The organism is Chitinophaga sp., from assembly GCF_036569185.1.
GTDB lineage: Bacteria > Bacteroidota > Bacteroidia > Chitinophagales > Chitinophagaceae > Chitinophaga.
Map to the genome: position 1 here is coordinate 25,174 of NZ_DATCRD010000343.1, position 17,269 is coordinate 42,442.

Genomic DNA, 17,269 nt, shown 5'->3' on the forward strand with positions numbered 1-17,269 from the left:
AAAAAGGCATTATCCGGCCGCATATTGCAAAAACGTATCCTTTTTGATGAAATCCCAGTTTTCTGGGATTTCATCAAAATTGAATGTGAATTACCTTCGTGAAAAATAGGTTATGAAACATTCCCTTGTTTGTAGCGCCGTTCTTGCTTTTCTCCTTTCTTATGTAACACCGCTATTTGCACAGCAAAAAAAGGTGGATAAGAAGTTGCAGGCAGCTATTGAAGAACGGTTAGAGTCGGACAGGTTGTTCACGGAAATGCAGCGAAGCAAGTACAATAAAGATCAATGGAGACGATCGTGGATAGGTGCGAAACTTTCAGATCTTTATAAAAAATGGGGTGCTCCAACCAGAAGTTTTCCAGACGAGAATGGTGGCCAGATTGTAGTGTATGAGACCACCAGTTATTCTACCGGCGGGACCTATAAACCCGGATACAGCATCACTGAAAGTCTCACTACCCAGGGAGGGGTTGTATTACAATCAAATACCACAACAGTAGCGGCGGAAGACACACGCTGGGTACGGCAGAATATACGTAGCACTAATGTGTACGTAAGTAAGGAAGGTATTATTACTAATGTTACCGAAACCTATAACTGACGTGAATCATGAAGTTTGCTCATACATACATCCCCGCATTTATAGCCATATTAGTTTCCACGCTGATTTCGAAAAGCTCATTTTCTCAGGGGAAATATTTTGAGATAAGGACCGTAGCGTCCGGAAAGGCGAAGGAATTTCGGGCCAGAACAGAGCCAGATTATTTTGGTGTAATACGGCCGTTAAATGACCAGCCTTATGTTATACTGGAGTATAAAGGCAGGACAATTCCCCAGCTGATGCAGGCTGTGCTAAAATATATAAAGGAGCGAAAAGGTCTGTGGGTTGATGCCCTTCAGGAAACGGATAATGGCGACGGGATATTTATTAAATATGGTGATTTTGCAACAATTGGGGATACGGTGCAGTGCAAGGCCAACCTTGTATCGAAAACGCGTATTGCATTAGCATTTGGTACAGATGGAAATATTAAGGCCGGTCAGATCGGTATATATATAAGCCCGTTAAATGATATTTATTCGTCTTTGTATGGGAATGCTCAGTTTAGGATCAGTCGGGATTTTGTGGTAATTACTGAGAATGGTTTACCCTTTAATGTATACGAGTTTGTGCAACCCAAAGCCCATAAAGGTTTGGCTTACCCTGAGAGCGTTTTTGACCAGGATGGAAAAATCGTGAATCCCGTTAACAAAAGAATTATCGAGGACTTTTATGACAGCTATGTAACCGATCTGAAAAACTATCTGGATGAGCATCTGAAATAACAGGGGAATGTTTCCCGGAATTCGTATGAACGATAGCAGATAGTACTGAAAAACCGGTGCTGAGCCCTCTCTTTCTACCTTTTAACTACAACATTGCGACTTTTGGATACTTCCGCTGATCATTTGTTACGGAACTTTGCTGTAACAAAACGGCAATATCATGGATTTGAAAAACAGTACCATACTTGTTACGGGAGGAACCAGCGGAATAGGATTGGAACTTGTCCGGCAACTGACTGAAATCGGCGCGCAGGTTATCGTGACCGGACGTAATTCCACCGCTCTTAACGAAACGAAAAGGCGCTTCCCGAGTGTTCACACATTTCAAAGTGACATAAGCAAACCGGACAACATAAGGCAACTCTACAATGACGTCACCGCAATGTTCCCGGAATTGAACATACTCATTAACAATGCCGGAGAAATGCGGCTGATTGATATGCAGGAGACGTCAATGCAGCTTGAAGATCTCACCCGTGAAATTGATATTAATCTATCAGGTACCATCCGGACCACTCATCAGTTTTTGCCGCACTTAATAAAAAAGCAGTCTGCTGCCATTGTCAATGTTTCATCGGCCATTGCTTTTATGGCGTATTCCACCGCCCCGGTATACAGTGCTTCCAAGGCCGGGGTACATGCGTTCACAATGGCACTCAGGCTCCAGCTGAAAGACACCGGTGTGAAAGTGCTTGAACTGATACCGCCAGGGGTGAAAACCAACCTCCAGAATAACTGGGTGCTGCAACCTAATCCCGGTCAAATGATGGATGTGGATAAGCTGGTGAAGATAGCTATCCGGGGCATTCAAAATGATAACAGTGAAATCAAACCTACCCTCGTCAGACTTATAAAGTTCGTAAGTCGAATCATGCCTGGTACATTAATGAATTACGGGCACCGGGAATTTGAAAAGTTCAGGCAGCTTACCCGTAACCCGGAGTCTTAGCACTTTCTTTGGCCCTGATGGAAATACCATTTTTAGCAATGCCATACATTATGATTTGATTGACGTATCTGTTTAGAAAATAAATTAACTTACAAAATGGCTAATTCAAGTCCTTACAGAATAGCATCTATATCAGAGATACATCGCCTGATGGGGCTGGCGAAACCTCATCACCCCCTTATCAGCATCGTTGATCTGAAAGGGCTGAGAAACGATACGGGCATTAACGCTGTAGTATTTGACCTGTATGTGATATCCATGAAAAGAGGCTGTGACGGTTTATATTACGGGCAACAGAAGTATGATTTTAGTGAAGGTCTGATGGCATTTCTTTCTCCCGGACAAGTTTTACGTGGCGAAGAAAACGGCGTGCCGCCCAACCTGGACGGCTGGATGCTGTTTGTGCATCCCGACTTTCTATGGAATACATCGCTGGCCAAAAAGATTAAGAAATATGATTACTTCGGTTATGCTGCCAATGAGGCGCTGTTCCTCGCTGAGAAAGAAGAAGCTGTGATTAACGACCTGGTTAAAAATATCCGGAATGAATATCATTCCAATATTGACAAATTCAGTCAGGATATCATCATTTCTTATCTGGAAACGATGCTGAACTACGCCGAACGCTTCTATCAGCGTCAGTTCATCACACGAAAAATAACCAATCACCATATTTTAAACCGGTTAGAAGAGGAACTAACGGATTATTTCAATAACACCGACCTGCTCGCTTCGGGGCTACCCACCGTACAGGATATAGCAGGCAAGCTAAATTTATCACCTAAATATTTAGGAAGTCTGCTTAAACAACTAACGGGGCAAACGACCCAGCAAATGATTCACGAAAAACTGATTGAAAAGGCAAAGGAGCTTCTTTCCGGCACCGGGCTATCGGTTAGTGAAATTGCCTACAAGCTGGGTTTTGAACATCCACAATCATTCAACAAATTATTTAAAAGTAAAACAAACCAAAGCCCGTTGGGCTTCCGGCAATCGTTCAACTAACTGATTACCGCATCCCCGGGACCAGTTATTTTTCAGCTGGCAATGTAAACAGGAAGCTGTATTTTTATATACATCAACGAACCGGTGATCATGGACAAGGAAAACAAACTTCGGCTGCCGCCGGACTTTAGCCAGAATAGTAAATTACCCATACGGGTGGTGTCACCGACTTTTGGCCATTTGTCCGGAGAAGCATCTAAAAATTATCAAAGTAGCAAGCGCCTGTCATACTATTTCTTCCTATTCGTTTTTGAAGGTCATTGTCAATATAGCATCGACGGAGAAAAGTTCGGAGTGGGAAAGAATGAAGTGCTGTTCTCTCTCCCAAATCAGTTTCAGGAGTCTCCTTCAAACTTACACGGAAGGGATTATTACAAGCTGGGCTTCGATGATCAATGCCTTTACCGCATGCCAGGGAAATTTCCTTTCCTGCTTAATCCCCTCAACCAGCAAAAGGTCCGTTTATTGCCCGGCGCTGCGCACCGGCTACAGGCCATATTGGCAATACTATCAGATCTGCTGTCTACCGCTGATGGCGACCCTGACCTTATCGTAGCATATCTGAACAGCATGCTTACAGAAATCAATTTAGCCTATTTCAGGTCGCAGAAAAGGCCAACCGGTCAGGAAGTTGATAAATTTATCGAGTTCAAAATGTTTGTTGAGTCTAATTTTGCCGGTCAGCCTTCCATAACCACTATTGCAGAGAAGCTGGCTCTCGGGGACGACTCTTTATATCGTATTGTAAAAAAACACTCGGGTCTTTCACCCAAAGAGTTTATAACCCAACGCCTGATATTGGAGGCAATGCGCCGTATACACCATGAGCAGAATACTTCTGTTAAAGAGCTGGCTTATCAGCTCGGATTTAACGACCCCGGTTATTTTTCCCGCTTGTTTAAGAAGATCACAGGCAAAACTGTGGCAGCTTTTTACCAGGATTTGTCCGAATAAAAGCGGTTTTTGTGCGGGTCCCGCCAATTGATTAACCGGACATTTGTGTTCATAAAAATATTGAAATTATGAACAGACAATCTGGTAAAATCCTGGTGACTGGGGCAACTGGCCTTGTTGGCTCGCGCCTTCTGCGCAGACTGGTAGAATCGGGCTACATGTGTACTGCATTGGTACGTGGAAAAGAGGTTGCGACTGGTGCAATAGCCGTTGAAGGCGACCTTTTTAATGTAGAAAGCCTTGAACAAGTTGTAAAAGACACAACAGCGATCATTCACCTTGCGGCAGTATTCCGCTCATCTGACACTGATCTGATTTGGAAAAGCAACCTTGAAGGAACACGTAACCTGATCGATGCAGCAAAGAAAAATGCACCCGGAGTGCGCTTCATCATGGCAAGTACCAGCCATGTATATAACATCGATAATCCGCATCCCGGCCGGGAGGATGATCCGCTCAACCCACAACATGCCTATCCCGCCAGCAAAGTAGCCGCCGAAAATGCGCTACGTGAGAGCGGGTTGAAATGGACCATTATGCGCTTCCCGTTTGTGTACGGCGATGGTGACGGCCACCTTGAAGAACTTCCCAGGCATGTATTAGCAGCCAATTTTCATCCGGCTATGAAAATGAGTACGGTTCATCACCGGGACATTTACACGGCAATGAAGATAGCCCTGGAGGGGAGGATGGATGGCCGCATTGTTAATATATCGGACGAGGCGCCAATGTCACTCTATGAGCTGTTAAAAATTATAGGGCAACCTATGGCGTCATCCTCTGAGCCCCTGATAAATCCCTGGTATCTCCACGCAGACAGTTCTCTTGCACGAAGCTTAGGCTTTCGGCCGTCCGTCAGAACAGTGTACCAGGCGGTTGAAGAAAAACTACTCTGACGCCAGGATACAACCCGTCGAAACGATTATAGATCATTCCTTGATTTGCTTACAATTATGAAAGAGAATTCTCTTTCTATAAATTCTTTGCAAAAAGGATCGGATGTAGCATTACATCATTTCTTTAGATGATCTTATTGAATTTATTACGATAATCACCCGGCGTCATTCCTGCAATTTTTTTAAAGGTTTCACGGAAAGCTTTGATATCAATGTAGCCTACTTTATACATCACTTCATTGATCTGCATGCCCGTTGATTCAAAAAGCCGCTTGGCGTTTTCCATTTTAATCCGCTGTATGTAATCTGCTGGCGATAGTTGTGTGGCTTTTTTGAAGCGCCGGGTAAAATTGATCCGGTCCATTGCACTTAACATCGCCAGCTGTTCCACGGTCAGCCGGTCTTCGATATTTTGCTCGATGAACTTCTGAATGCTGCGTATCGCCTCATCTTTATGATCCTTTAAGCCCTCGAATATTATAAATGGCGATTGGGAATTGCGATCGATATCGATTTGTAATACCCGGGCGCAATATAATGCTGTTTCACGGCCATTATATTTTTCGATAATGTACAGCGCCAGGTTTAAGCTGGATATAGCCCCACCTGCCGTATAGACACCTTGTTGGTCTGTTACGATTTTATTGGTATGCAATTTTAATTCGGGGAAAAGCTGACGAAAATAAGCCTCCGCTTTCCAATGTGTTGCGCAGGGCTTTCCTTCCAACAGACCAGTAGCGGCCAACAGGAATGTACCGGTACACAAACTGGCTACCTCGGCGCCCGCCTGGTACTGTTCAATCACCCAATCCAGTGCTTTGCGGCTCTTGCGGATACCAAAGTCGTCCTGTTCGGCAAAACCTGGCAAAATGACGAGGTCAGCTTTATCAGCAGTCTTTAGTGATGCTATCCGGAGAGTGAACAAGCCATTCACCAGGGGTTGCTTTAAATTGGTTCCGGCGAGCCGGATATCATAATAAGGCTTGCCGGTACGCTGCACCTGGAACTCATTGGCTTTCTCGAATATCTCAATGGTGTTAAAAAGACTGCTTGGTTTCAAAACGCCATCTGCAATCAAAAAAATTACCCGTTTCATGATGCTAAGATAGGACTCAAAGTTTGAACAAATACCCCCTGAAATTGCTAAATGTACACCCTGTTGAAGACCATCGGGCACTCTAATTTTGCTTTTATGAAAAACATCAACATCCTGATCAGCGGTGCGGTGGGCCAAAGTGGTACCCTGATCCTGCAGGCGCTGGCTGCCAGGCGTCAGGCAGTCCGCGCCCTCGTGCGCAACAGTACCAAAGTAAATGATCTGGCAGCGCTTCCCGGTGTAACATGGCTCACGGGTGATATGCTTGTAAAGGACACATTGAAGACTGCACTGGATGGTGTGGAGCGCGCTTTGCTGATTTCATCTGCAAATGATCGCATGGTAGAAACACAATGCACTTTTATCGATGCCTGTAAAGAGGCTGGTGTACGTCATGTGTTAAAATTTTCCGGAGAAGAGGCGCAGCGGGGTTACGATCCGCAACGATTCCGGTTTACGCGCGAACATGAACAGATCGAAGATTACCTGGAGCAGTCCGGTCTGCAGTGGACGCACCTGCGCCCAAGCCAGTTTATGCAGGTATATCTGCGCGAGGCGACAGCGATTAGCCGAAGCGGCGAACTGCGTCTACCTCTGGAATCGATCCGTATGTCGCCGGTTGACCTGCGTGATGTTGCCGGAGTTGCGGCGGCCTTGCTGGCCGAAGGCGGATACACCGGCACTTCGCTACGCCTTACCGGCCCCGAAACCTTATCCATGTCCGATATCGCCGATATCTTGTCCCGTGTTGCAGGTAAAGCGATCCGTTATGTGCCGGTGGCCTGGAGCGAGCGGAAAACCATGCTATCGGCAGCAGGCTTGCCGGATTACTTTCTTGATGCGCTTGAGGCACAAACGGCTGAGCGGGTTCGTAACCCGGAAGCGATTGTCGATCTCAGCACGCATGAGCTGTTCCGCTTAAAGCCAACAACCTTTTCAGAATTTGCAGAACAGCATGCAGCAATTTTTAGTCAATGATAAATAAGATCCGCAGCCATACAACAGCTAATGCGTAAATATTATTCACAATAAAATACCCAAAAACAAAATACATGGGAAAACTCATTTCACTGATCAACGTTACCCTTGACGGCTTTTTTGACAGCCAGTATGTTAATGCCAATGCCGAATTCCATGAATTCGTACACACGCTGCTTGCAGAGGCACACACCGTTGGCTTTGGCCGTGGAAGCTTTGAATTGTTCCAGCAGATCTGGCCTGCGGTACTAACCAATCCTGGAAGCGCTGAATCGCAACGGCGGATGGCCCAGGCGCTGAATGATATAGACAAAATTGCCTTTTCAACCATGTTGAAGGAAACAACCTGGGCAAATTCCCGTATTAAAACATTGGATGTTGAGCTCATCGATCAAATGAAAACCGGCAGCGATAAAAATCTGCTGACGATCGGCAGCCCGGGACTTGTCGGCGAGCTAACCCGACTGGGAATTGTAGACGAATATTACTTTTCGGTACAACCGGTGATTGCAGGCGGTGGTAATAGCCGTATGTTTGCCCGGGAGGGTTTGCCTGAACGGCAACCGCTTCAATTTGTTGACAGCCGGTCACTGACCTCGGGCGTGCAGATCCTTCACTATCGCAAATCACCATCTTTTTAATCCAAACAACAATTATAGGTATGGCTAAATCTCCCGACACTGAAAAATAAAATTTTTATTTGATATTTATCGTTTTACGATAATTAACTATAGCTTTGTATGGCTATTGTGTTTAATTATCTGGTTGATGAATCATACGAAGATCATATCCCAAACTTTGTTTGTTGTATGTTGCCTGCTGGCAACAGGATACCTGGCGACAACGTTGTATTCAGTATTCTGCCTGCTTACCGGCAGCGGCATTACGCCTTATGAAGATAATAGCTATCTGCATATTAACTTCCCTTTTACAGTCACACCTTTTCTCAATATTGAGAACAATACGGCATACAAAGTTTTCTCTTTTTTGATGCCGTTGCTGCTGTATGGTTTTTTCTTTTTGCTATCGGCAAGAGTGTTCAGGATATTCTTTCAGCCCAGGTATTTTACGTTGGAAAATTTAGCCAGGCTCAGATATTTTTATGTTGCCAATGTGTTTATACCATTACCGCTGACTGTTATCTCGGCCATTTTTGTTGAAGTAAACCCTACAATATGGCTACTGGTTTTTGTTCATTTTATGTTGGGAATATTCAGCTTGTTACTGGCGAATATTTTCAGGCAGGGATTGAATTTACAGAGAGATCAAGATCTTTTTATTTAGTATGCCGATTATAATCAATTTAGATGTAATGCTTGCCCGGCGCAAGATGCAGAGCAAAGAACTGGCGGAAAAGTTAGGAATAACAACTGTCAACCTTTCTATTTTAAAAACAGGAAAGGCCAAAGGTGTTCGTTTTGATACATTGGAAGCGATATGCAGGATACTCGATTGTCAGCCAGGTGATATTTTAGCGTACAAAAAAGAATAGCGTAAAATATATTTTATATGAAATACCGGTGTCTCATTCTAAGCGTTGCCCTCACAGGATTGTCCCTTATTGTGAATGCACAGAAAAATAGAATCATCTATCCTAAAGCAACATTCAATAAAGCCGAAGCCGAACGCATGATTGCATCGGACGGAAAGGCTTCCATAAAAGGGCAAATGACACAAAAGAGTAATTACATGCACAACGTTGTTACTTTGTATCCCTGCACTGAATATTTTATGGAATGGTATGAATTAAAGAAGAAGGATAAGAAAGAAAAGAAATCAATTTTTATGTCGGAAGAAGCTAACAGTTACAGGATCTTAACCCTCATTAACAAACAAGATGGCTCTTTTGAATTTACAGGACTGAATCCCGGGAAATATTTTTTACATACTACCGTTTATCAAACCAAAGTGGCGAATGTAAAAAAACAGGTAGGTACAGAAACCGTCACCACCACCAACGGACTTGGTATACAAATCTCCTCTTACGACAGGCCGATAATGGAAAACGGCAGGGAGCTGTATCAAACGGTGGAAGACCACACTACTATTGTGGAGCTCACCGGTAGCGGACAAGTACTGAATGTTAACCTCTAAACCTGAACACCTTATGTTTACCAGAATAATCACCACAGCAGCGCTGTTAATGTCATGTTTCACTTACGGCGCACAGGCGCAAATTGTAAAAATCCCTGATCCCAATTTCAAGCAGGCACTTATCAACAAAGGGTTTGATCTCAATGGAGATGGAGAGATCCAGTTGTCGGAAGCCCAAAAGGTGACCGTTCTTTACGTGGACAATGCCGGTATCACTTCCCTGGAAGGCATTAAAAGCTTTTCCAATGTGGAGGACTTAGGTATTTATCAGAATAAAACCAGGATGGTGGATGTATCGGGCATGACCAAACTGAAATATATTTACGGTTTTGATAATGTCATCGAACAACTCAATGTAAAGGGCTGCGTCAATCTTTTAGATATCAGTTGCCATAAAAACAAGCTCAAAACCATTGATGTTTCCGGTTTGAAAAAGTTACAGGTCCTGAGCATAGGTTTTAATGAGATCACACGGTTGGATGTAAGTAATTTAACAGAGCTGGTGGAACTGCATGCCCATACCAACGAACTTCGTGAGCTTAAATTTGATAATTGCCCTGCCCTGAAAGACATATGGATCCGTCGTAACCAGATCGCACATCACATGGATCTTACCAAAATACCGGGTTTACGTTTTTTCAGGGCGGCCGACAACCTGATCCCATCCGTAGATATCAGGGGGCTTGCTGAACTGGAAACATTCGACTGCGATAATTGCCGGTTAACTTCCATCAATCTTTCCGGTACCGTAAAACTGAAAGAGCTGGACTGGTATTAAGAAAAAAATGAAATCCCGTTGATGTGCAATATGTTTTAAAGTTGTTATCTTCATCAACATATGCACAGCAACTACCGTATATCTCCATTGGGCGACCGGGCCGTTATTATTGAATGGGAACAGCAGATTGGCGGCGAAATCCATCGCCAGGTAATGCAGGCATTCCACGGGTTGCGCCAACTGAGGAAGTCTTATATCCTGGATATCATCCCGGCATATGCCTCTTTAACCGTTGTATATGATGCGGTGTTGCTGTACCGGGAACAGCATGGTTACACCGTTGAAACCATCAGTAACCTGATCACCGCAACACTGAACAACGCATCTGCCGTTGCTCCTGGTCCGTCACGCCTGTTGGAGATACCGGTATGTTATCATCCTTCCCTTGCACCTGATCTACCGGTAATGGCTGAACGAAAAAATATCCCGCCGGAGCAGATCATAGCATTGCATACCGCACAAACCTATACGGTGTACATGTTGGGCTTCCTGCCTGGCTTTCCTTATATGGGCAAGGTGCACGACCAGCTGGTAACGCCCCGGTTAAAACATCCCCGTGTAAAAGTGCCGGCCGGAAGTGTAGGGATTGCCGGCGCACAAACAGGGATATACCCCCAGGAATCACCGGGAGGCTGGAATATTATTGGCCGTACCCCCCTGCAGTTATTTGATGCCGCTGCAGAAAATCCCTGCTATTGCGGGCCTGGCGATCAGGTAAAGTTTATACCGGTATCGTTGGCCGACTTCCGGGAGATGACGCATACTATTTGATACATTTAACAGCATAAGACATTGATACAGGTAGTACAACAAGGATTGATGGATACCATCCAGGATGCAGGACGGTACGGTTACCAGCACCTGGGCATTAATCCCGGTGGCGCTATGGACCGTGTAGCGCTTGCCGTAGCCAACAGCCTCGTAGGAAACGATATGTATGAAGCGGCGATTGAATTACATTTTCCCGCATCTGCTTTCCTCTTTGAAACAGATGCCATGATAGCCTTATCCGGTGCTGATTTTGGCGCTGTTATCAATGGCAGGCCACTGGATATCAACAGGCCGGTACTGGTGAGCAGGCAAACCGTATTGCGTTTCAGCAGGCCCGTTTCCGGTGCGCGCTGCTACCTGGCGGTAAAGGGCGGGCTTGTACTACAGCCCTGGCTGGGAAGCTACAGCACCCACTTAAAGGCCGGCGCCGGCGGTGTGGAAGGCCGTTCACTGAAAAAAAATGACCGGTTGCATTTTAAGGCAGGCAGTATTCCTCCATCGTGGCTGCGGGGCAAAGAAGCCGTAGCATTACCATGGACCGCCGATGTAAACCACCTGTACACTACAAAAAGCCTCATACACACGTTACCTGGCAGTCAATGGAGCCTGTTACAGGAGAACGCCCGTAAGCAATTTACCAGTGCTGCATTCAGGTTAACAGAACAAAGCGACCGTATGGGTTTTCGCCTGAATGGCCCGCCGCTGGCCATTCAACCGCAGAAGGAACAACTATCTGCCGGCATCACAAGAGGCACTATACAGCTGCTGCCCGATGGGCAGCTCATTATATTGATGGCAGATCATCAGACCACCGGTGGATACGCCAGGCTGGCGCATGTGATCACCGCAGATATGCCTGCCCTTGCACAACATATGCCGCAGCAGGAGCTGCATTTCAGTATGACCGACGAAAAAGCTGCGATGGCAAAGTTGTGGAAACAGGAACAGGACTTGCACCTTCTTCAAAATGCCTGTAAATTACGACTGGAAGAATGGCTGCAACAGCAGCCTGCTTAACAACTATTATTATGCATTGTATAGATCTTAACTGTGACATGGGAGAGGGGCTGGACAACGATGCCGCCATTATGCCTTTTATCAGCAGTGCAAATATTGCCTGTGGTTATCATGCGGGCAATCATGATACCATGCTGCATACCGCCACGCTGGCGCTTGAAAATAAGGTAGCTATTGGCGCCCATCCGGGGTTTGCCGATAAGGAGAATTTTGGCAGAACAGAACAGCAGCTTTCAGATCAGGCATTATATGAGCTTATTACCACGCAACTCTATGCCATGCAGTTGGTCTGCAAATCGCTGGGCACTGCTATGAGGCATGTAAAGCCACATGGCGCTCTGTATAACATGGCCGCCAGATCGCAGGCTATGGCGCGGGTGATCGTGAAAGCGGTGAAAGATGTGGACCCCCGCCTTTGTTTTTTCGGGCTCAGTAACAGCTGGCTGATCACGGCTGCCAGGGAAGCGGGACTACCAACGGCCAGCGAAGTATTTGCCGACCGGACCTACCAGGACGACGGATCCCTTACGCCCCGCTCACATCCCGGCGCGTTGATTGAAAAAGAAGAGCTGGCCATTGCACAGGTGCTGCAGATGGTCACCACGCAAAAGGTAACTACCATTAACGGGCATACGATTCCGATAACCGCGGAAACGATCTGCATACATGGCGACGGCGCTCATGCCGTGGCATTTGCGCGCACCATCAACACGGCATTACGTGATCACCAATTAACTATACAAAGGCCTTGAGCAAACAAAAATCTTCCGTACTGCTGGGCGCCGCCTTTCTCATGGCCACTTCTGCCATCGGCCCCGGTTTCCTTACACAAACAACCGTATTTACGCAGCAACTGGCGGCGTCTTTTGGATTTGTAATACTGATATCTGTATTGCTGGATATCGGCGCCCAGCTGAATATCTGGCGGGTGCTCACTGTTTCGGGGTACCGTGCGCAGGATCTGGCGAACGCGCTGCTGCCCGGTCTGGGCTATGTGCTGGCGGCTTTGGTGCTGATTGGCGGCCTGGCCTTTAATATTGCCAATATAGGCGGCTGCGGCCTGGGACTACAGGTGCTTACCGGTATGGATACTGTTTACGGGGCATTACTGAGCTGTGGTATCTCGTTGTTTATCTTCTGGATGAAGGAAGCAGGTAATGTGCTGGATCAGTTCACCCGCTGGCTGGGTATCCTTATGGTGTTGCTCACATTGTATGTAGCAGTGAGTTCTCATCCGCCTGTGATGCAGGCGGTGCGGCAAAGCGTATGGCCGGCGGTGATTGATACAAAAGCCATTGTTACCCTGGTGGGCGGAACAGTGGGAGGGTACATCAGTTTTGCCGGCGCGCACCGGTTGCTGGATGCCGGTATCAGTGGCACCACGCAGATACCCTTTGTTAACCGTAGTGCCGTAAGTGGTATTATTATCACCGCTGTTATGCGCGTACTGCTGTTCCTGGCCGCCCTGGGGATTATTATGCAGGGCGCGGTGCTGGACAGCGGCAATCCACCCGCATCTGTGTTCCGGATAGCGGCAGGAGAGATCGGCTACCGCTTCTTTGGGATCGTTATGTGGAGCGCTGCCATTACTTCGGTAGTAGGCGCAGCTTATACTTCCGTTTCTTTCCTGAAAACTTTCCATCCTTTTATCGCAGCCAATGAGCGTTGGCTCATCAGTATTTTTATACTTTTCTCTACGGTCGTTTTTGTACTGGCAGGTAATCCTGTACAACTATTGCTGATGGCAGGCGCGCTTAATGGGCTTATTCTGCCGGTTGCCCTGGCAGTGGTGTTGGTAGCGGCCAACAGCGCCAGGCTGCTGCAGCATTACCGGCACCCGGTATGGATGCAGCTGGCAGGATGGCTGGTAGTGCTTATTATGGGATATCTCGGTGGCATTACCATCGTGAATTGGTTAAAGTAACCAATTGTCTGATCAGCGCCTCACTTTGTCCGTTTCACCCTAAAATGACTGGATGCTTCCCTTTTCCTGCAGCAATTTTGTGTCATCATTAACACTAAATCTACCAGTCATGACACAGAAAACAGTAACAACAATTTATTGGATAGGCGCCGTACTCACCTCTTTATGGTTTGGAGCAAGCGGCTTTTTTGAGATCACCGGGAACCCTGTGGTGTGGGGCATTACACAGCAATTGGGATACCCTGCGCATTTCATTTATTTACTTGGTGTTTTCAAGTTATCGGGTGTTGCCGTGCTTTTAACACCCGGTAAACTGCTCCGGCTAAAAGAATGGGTATTTGCCGGGATATTTTTCGATATCATTTTTGCCTTTGGCTCAAAACTCGCCGTACTGGGTTTGCCGGCAACGCTGGATGCGGTGATTGCGTTTGTAATGGTAAGCGTAACCTACGTGATGTTCCGGAAAATGTATCCTGGTTTGAAGGAGGAGTTTGCCTGGAGAGGAGGATATGCTGCTGAGTTGTAAATTCAAAAAAGGAAGAAGGCGTATCAAAAATAATTTTTATCTGAAATTTCGCTAGCGCGATGTTCATGCCATTCAAATTGTTTTTGATACCTTCTTTCCGGCGGATCCCCCAATATGTTATCCCCTGCGAAAATTTATCGCTAAAGTATTAACTTTACGTATGCAAAACAGAGATTTGGGGGATGATAAATCACTATTATTAAAAATAGCAGGTGGTGATCAGCAAGCATTTCGCCTAATTTTTGACGCCTATGGCAACCGGGTGTTTACCTATGCCTTCCGGTACCTGAAATCAAAAGAGCTTTCCGAAGAGATTGTACAGGAGGTGTTCCTGAAGATCTGGGTAAAAAGAGACAGCTTACCGGGAATCAGCAATTTCGGGGGATTTATCAGGACAGTGACCAACAACCTTACCTTTGACGCGCTGAGGAAACGGGCGCTGGATTATAAAACCGCCAACGATACCCAACAAAAATGGTCGGACCTCGATAATGCCACCGAGGAAGATATTATGCTTAAAGATTCCCGGGCATATATGGCCATGGCAATAGACCAGTTGCCGAAACAGCAGAAACTCGTTTACCAGATGTGTTACATCGACGGGTTAAAGCAAAAAGAGGTAGCCAAACAACTCAATATCTCCCCATTAACAGTAAAGGTGCATTTAAGGGAAGCTATAAAAAACCTGAAAGCACATCTTAAAGATGGCAGCTCCTTGTCATTGATCTCGCTGGTACTTCTCGGGATCTATAAATAATTTTTTCTCCCACTACTCCTTTTTTAATTCCCGTTCGTCAGCTATTATAGAGCGTGTTGAACAACCGTTCATATAAGAATTTTATGGAAAACGAACGAATCGGCTATTTAATTAAGAAATATGCCGGCAACGATATTACGCCTGTTGAAGAGGCGGAGCTGATGCAATTCCTGCTGCAGGAGCAAAGTAACCTGGAGGAGGTAAAAGCTTTGATGAACGAAAGCTGGGACAACGAATCGGCATTAATGACACTGGATGATAAGGCTGCCAACCGGATCTTTGAACAGATCGTAAATCCGCCGAAAAGGTCCCGCCTGCTGGTATTCCGGCCCTGGATGGGATGGGCGGCTGCATCTGTGCTCCTTTGCATCGGTACCCTGCTGTTTTATTCAAAATTCTCTGATCGTCCGCATAACCCGGATCATTTACCCCTGGTGAACGCGGTGGCCAGGTCTGAACATAAAAAAATAGTCCTGCCCGATGGAAGCACCGTTATATTGAACAACAACAGCACCCTGGAATACCCTGAGCAATTCACCGGCGCCACCAGGACGGTGAAGCTGAATGGAGAGGGATATTTCGAGATACAGCCTCATCCTGCCGGCCCGTTTATAGTAGAATCGGGTAAACTGAAAACAACGGTACTGGGAACTGCATTTAACATAAAAACCCTGAACGGGGACAGCGGGATTATTGTAACAGTCACCACCGGGAAAGTGAGCGTAGCGGATGAACATAAAGTATTGGGAATCCTTACGCCCAATGAGCAGATGGTTTTTCATACGGATGATAAAAAGCCCGACCTGGTAAAAGTAGCGGCGGAAGAAATTGTACAATGGCAGAAAAATGACCTGTTCTTTGAAAATATTACGATGGAACAGGCTGCTGCCATACTTTCTCAAAAGTTTAATGTTAAGATCACTTTTTTAAACGATGAGGGGAAAAACTGCCGCTTTACGGCCACCTTCCTGAAAGGGGAAAGTCTTGATGAGATCCTGAAAGTCATTACTTCTTTTAACGATGCAGAATATAAGATCTTACCGGACGAAATTATGATCACCGGGAAAAATTGTAATAACTAGAAAATCAATAACCAGCCAACTCATAAATCAACCAATCAATCAGCCGGTAAACTGGCAATTAATCATTATTAACCAAAAGGATGAGGAAAGAATTATATCACATGCGTATCTGACAGAAACTCCCTGTCGCTAAACAGGGAGCTGTAATTGTTTTGCTCTAACGCTAATTGGAGCAAATCGTTAAACAATTTGGAGAATCATTTAAACATTTAAAATTATGAAATTTTCTGCAAAACCAGCAGAGGGAGGAAAAGTCTGTCCAGACCTTCCCGCTTTTAGTAACTCACGAAATGTAATTCGTCAGATTATGCGTTTAAGCCTGATTACAGCTATTATCACTTTTGCAACTGTTCAACTGATATCGGCTACGCCTGGCAACGGGCAAAGCACTTCGAGGGTGGAAGTGATGGTAGAACTTCAAAATGAATCCGTTTTTTCAGCCATTAAAAAAATAGAACAACAAACTGATTTCCGGTTTGTATATCGCAATAAAGATCTCTCCGGTCTTAAAGATGTCAGTCTCCCGCTCGGTAAACACTCCGTTAAAGAAATCCTGGACCTGCTGTTTGATCCGAAGGATTTTAAGATAACAGAGCTAAACAATAAGATTTTAATTTCTCCCGTAGAAAAAACAGCTTCTCCCACCGCACAGGATATCCGGGTATCTGGTATTGTGGTAGATGAAAGCGGCGATCCTATCCCAGGGGTTACTGTAAGAGTAAAAAACAACAATAGCATAAGTACCGCTACTGATCAGAATGGGCAGTTTCACCTCGTGGTGCCAGAGGCTGGCATTAAGACGTTTATCTTTAGCTATATCGGCTATAAAACCAGGGAGATGGACCTGGGCAATCAAACCGCTGTTAAAGTAGTGCTTTCGCCGCTTGCAGGAAGTTTGAATGAAGTAGTGGTGATCGGTTATGGTACTTCTACCCGTAAAGACCTCACCGGTTCCATCGCCAGGGTAGACTCCAAAACCATACAGGACCAGCCCGTTGGCAATGTGATCAACGCTTTGCAGGGCCGGATGGCCGGTGTGGAAGTATCCCAGTCGAACGGGTTACCCGGTTCCGGAACTTCCATCAAAATACGCGGGCAATATTCCATCAATAGCGG

General features: G+C 45.8%; 20 protein-coding genes. 19 read left to right on the plus strand and 1 reads right to left on the minus strand.

Annotated elements, in window-relative coordinates; all coding sequences use genetic code 11:
• The first annotated feature begins 112 nt into the window (after positions 1 to 112).
• The 6 genes from VIM72_RS26185 to VIM72_RS26210 all read left to right on the plus strand — a co-directional run bounded on the left by VIM72_RS26185 (position 113) and on the right by VIM72_RS26210 (position 5,130).
• Positions 113 to 601, plus strand: coding sequence for a hypothetical protein (locus tag VIM72_RS26185; protein WP_332005776.1), 489 nt, complete (start codon positions 113 to 115; stop codon positions 599 to 601).
• Between the two features lie 8 nt (positions 602 to 609).
• Entirely contained in the window at positions 610 to 1,326 is a 717-nt protein-coding gene (locus VIM72_RS26190) for a hypothetical protein (RefSeq protein WP_332005777.1), read from the plus strand.
• Positions 1,327 to 1,486: 160 nt separating this feature from the next.
• On the plus strand, positions 1,487 to 2,275 hold the full coding sequence (locus VIM72_RS26195; RefSeq protein WP_332005778.1) for an SDR family oxidoreductase: 789 nt from the start codon (positions 1,487 to 1,489) through the stop codon (positions 2,273 to 2,275).
• 96 nt (positions 2,276 to 2,371) lie between these two features.
• On the plus strand, positions 2,372 to 3,280 hold the full coding sequence (locus VIM72_RS26200; protein ID WP_332005779.1) for a helix-turn-helix transcriptional regulator: 909 nt from the start codon (positions 2,372 to 2,374) through the stop codon (positions 3,278 to 3,280).
• Positions 3,281 to 3,370: 90 nt separating this feature from the next.
• On the plus strand, positions 3,371 to 4,234 hold the full coding sequence (locus VIM72_RS26205) for a helix-turn-helix domain-containing protein (protein ID WP_332005780.1): 864 nt from the start codon (positions 3,371 to 3,373) through the stop codon (positions 4,232 to 4,234).
• Positions 4,235 to 4,302: 68 nt separating this feature from the next.
• Positions 4,303 to 5,130: an NAD(P)-dependent oxidoreductase gene (locus tag VIM72_RS26210; RefSeq protein ID WP_332005781.1), complete on the plus strand. Its 828-nt coding sequence runs from the start codon at positions 4,303 to 4,305 to the stop codon at positions 5,128 to 5,130.
• A 124-nt stretch (positions 5,131 to 5,254) separates the two neighbouring features.
• Here the strand turns inward: VIM72_RS26210 and VIM72_RS26215 are convergent, their stop codons facing one another.
• Complete coding sequence (locus VIM72_RS26215) at positions 5,255 to 6,226, minus strand: GlxA family transcriptional regulator (RefSeq protein ID WP_332005782.1); 972 nt, start codon at positions 6,224 to 6,226, stop codon at positions 5,255 to 5,257.
• Between the two features lie 96 nt (positions 6,227 to 6,322).
• Here VIM72_RS26215 and VIM72_RS26220 point away from each other — a divergent pair, with 96 nt between their 5' ends.
• From VIM72_RS26220 to VIM72_RS26280, 13 genes are all read left to right on the plus strand, one after another.
• Entirely contained in the window at positions 6,323 to 7,204 is an 882-nt protein-coding gene (locus VIM72_RS26220; protein WP_332005783.1) for an NmrA family NAD(P)-binding protein, read from the plus strand.
• A gap of 74 nt (positions 7,205 to 7,278) precedes the next feature.
• A complete protein-coding gene (locus tag VIM72_RS26225) occupies positions 7,279 to 7,845 on the plus strand; it encodes a dihydrofolate reductase family protein (protein ID WP_332005784.1) in 567 nt (188 codons plus the stop codon).
• A gap of 644 nt (positions 7,846 to 8,489) precedes the next feature.
• Positions 8,490 to 8,696, plus strand: a complete 207-nt coding sequence (locus VIM72_RS26230) for a helix-turn-helix transcriptional regulator (protein ID WP_332005785.1) — start codon at positions 8,490 to 8,492, stop codon at positions 8,694 to 8,696.
• Between the two features lie 17 nt (positions 8,697 to 8,713).
• A complete protein-coding gene (locus VIM72_RS26235; protein WP_332005786.1) occupies positions 8,714 to 9,298 on the plus strand; it encodes a hypothetical protein in 585 nt (194 codons plus the stop codon).
• Positions 9,299 to 9,311: 13 nt separating this feature from the next.
• Positions 9,312 to 10,076 carry a hypothetical protein gene (locus tag VIM72_RS26240; RefSeq protein WP_332005787.1) on the plus strand — a complete coding sequence of 255 codons (765 nt, stop codon included), beginning with the start codon at positions 9,312 to 9,314 and terminating at the stop codon, positions 10,074 to 10,076.
• Between the two features lie 60 nt (positions 10,077 to 10,136).
• A complete protein-coding gene (pxpB, locus tag VIM72_RS26245) occupies positions 10,137 to 10,847 on the plus strand; it encodes a 5-oxoprolinase subunit PxpB (protein WP_332005788.1) in 711 nt (236 codons plus the stop codon).
• Between the two features lie 21 nt (positions 10,848 to 10,868).
• On the plus strand, positions 10,869 to 11,864 hold the full coding sequence (locus VIM72_RS26250; protein ID WP_332005789.1) for a biotin-dependent carboxyltransferase family protein: 996 nt from the start codon (positions 10,869 to 10,871) through the stop codon (positions 11,862 to 11,864).
• A complete protein-coding gene (gene pxpA / locus VIM72_RS26255) occupies positions 11,840 to 12,616 on the plus strand; it encodes a 5-oxoprolinase subunit PxpA (protein ID WP_332005790.1) in 777 nt (258 codons plus the stop codon). Before VIM72_RS26250 ends, pxpA begins: the two co-directional genes overlap by 25 nt.
• Entirely contained in the window at positions 12,613 to 13,788 is a 1,176-nt protein-coding gene (locus VIM72_RS26260; protein WP_332005791.1) for an NRAMP family divalent metal transporter, read from the plus strand. The genes pxpA and VIM72_RS26260 overlap by 4 nt, the downstream gene beginning before the upstream one ends.
• Before the next feature lie 109 nt (positions 13,789 to 13,897).
• Positions 13,898 to 14,314: a DoxX family protein gene (locus tag VIM72_RS26265; protein ID WP_332005792.1), complete on the plus strand. Its 417-nt coding sequence runs from the start codon at positions 13,898 to 13,900 to the stop codon at positions 14,312 to 14,314.
• A 160-nt stretch (positions 14,315 to 14,474) separates the two neighbouring features.
• Entirely contained in the window at positions 14,475 to 15,071 is a 597-nt protein-coding gene (locus VIM72_RS26270) for an RNA polymerase sigma-70 factor (protein WP_332005793.1), read from the plus strand.
• 83 nt (positions 15,072 to 15,154) lie between these two features.
• Entirely contained in the window at positions 15,155 to 16,153 is a 999-nt protein-coding gene (locus tag VIM72_RS26275) for a FecR family protein (protein ID WP_332005794.1), read from the plus strand.
• 307 nt (positions 16,154 to 16,460) lie between these two features.
• On the plus strand, positions 16,461 to 17,269 hold an 809-nt coding region (locus VIM72_RS26280; RefSeq protein WP_332005795.1), incomplete at its 3' end, for an STN domain-containing protein.

Coding starts and splice junctions, on each gene's coding strand:
- VIM72_RS26185 (WP_332005776.1), top strand. CDS start 113: ATGAAACATTCCCTTGTTTGTAGCGCCGTTCTTGCTTTTCTCCTTTCT.
- VIM72_RS26190 (WP_332005777.1), top strand. CDS start 610: ATGAAGTTTGCTCATACATACATCCCCGCATTTATAGCCATATTAGTT.
- VIM72_RS26195 (WP_332005778.1), top strand. CDS start 1,487: ATGGATTTGAAAAACAGTACCATACTTGTTACGGGAGGAACCAGCGGA.
- VIM72_RS26200 (WP_332005779.1), top strand. CDS start 2,372: ATGGCTAATTCAAGTCCTTACAGAATAGCATCTATATCAGAGATACAT.
- VIM72_RS26205 (WP_332005780.1), top strand. CDS start 3,371: ATGGACAAGGAAAACAAACTTCGGCTGCCGCCGGACTTTAGCCAGAAT.
- VIM72_RS26210 (WP_332005781.1), top strand. CDS start 4,303: ATGAACAGACAATCTGGTAAAATCCTGGTGACTGGGGCAACTGGCCTT.
- VIM72_RS26215 (WP_332005782.1), bottom strand. CDS start 6,226: ATGAAACGGGTAATTTTTTTGATTGCAGATGGCGTTTTGAAACCAAGC.
- VIM72_RS26220 (WP_332005783.1), top strand. CDS start 6,323: ATGAAAAACATCAACATCCTGATCAGCGGTGCGGTGGGCCAAAGTGGT.
- VIM72_RS26225 (WP_332005784.1), top strand. CDS start 7,279: ATGGGAAAACTCATTTCACTGATCAACGTTACCCTTGACGGCTTTTTT.
- VIM72_RS26230 (WP_332005785.1), top strand. CDS start 8,490: ATGCCGATTATAATCAATTTAGATGTAATGCTTGCCCGGCGCAAGATG.
- VIM72_RS26235 (WP_332005786.1), top strand. CDS start 8,714: ATGAAATACCGGTGTCTCATTCTAAGCGTTGCCCTCACAGGATTGTCC.
- VIM72_RS26240 (WP_332005787.1), top strand. CDS start 9,312: ATGTTTACCAGAATAATCACCACAGCAGCGCTGTTAATGTCATGTTTC.
- pxpB (WP_332005788.1), top strand. CDS start 10,137: ATGCACAGCAACTACCGTATATCTCCATTGGGCGACCGGGCCGTTATT.
- pxpA (WP_332005790.1), top strand. CDS start 11,840: ATGGCTGCAACAGCAGCCTGCTTAACAACTATTATTATGCATTGTATA.
- VIM72_RS26265 (WP_332005792.1), top strand. CDS start 13,898: ATGACACAGAAAACAGTAACAACAATTTATTGGATAGGCGCCGTACTC.
- VIM72_RS26270 (WP_332005793.1), top strand. CDS start 14,475: ATGCAAAACAGAGATTTGGGGGATGATAAATCACTATTATTAAAAATA.
- VIM72_RS26275 (WP_332005794.1), top strand. CDS start 15,155: ATGGAAAACGAACGAATCGGCTATTTAATTAAGAAATATGCCGGCAAC.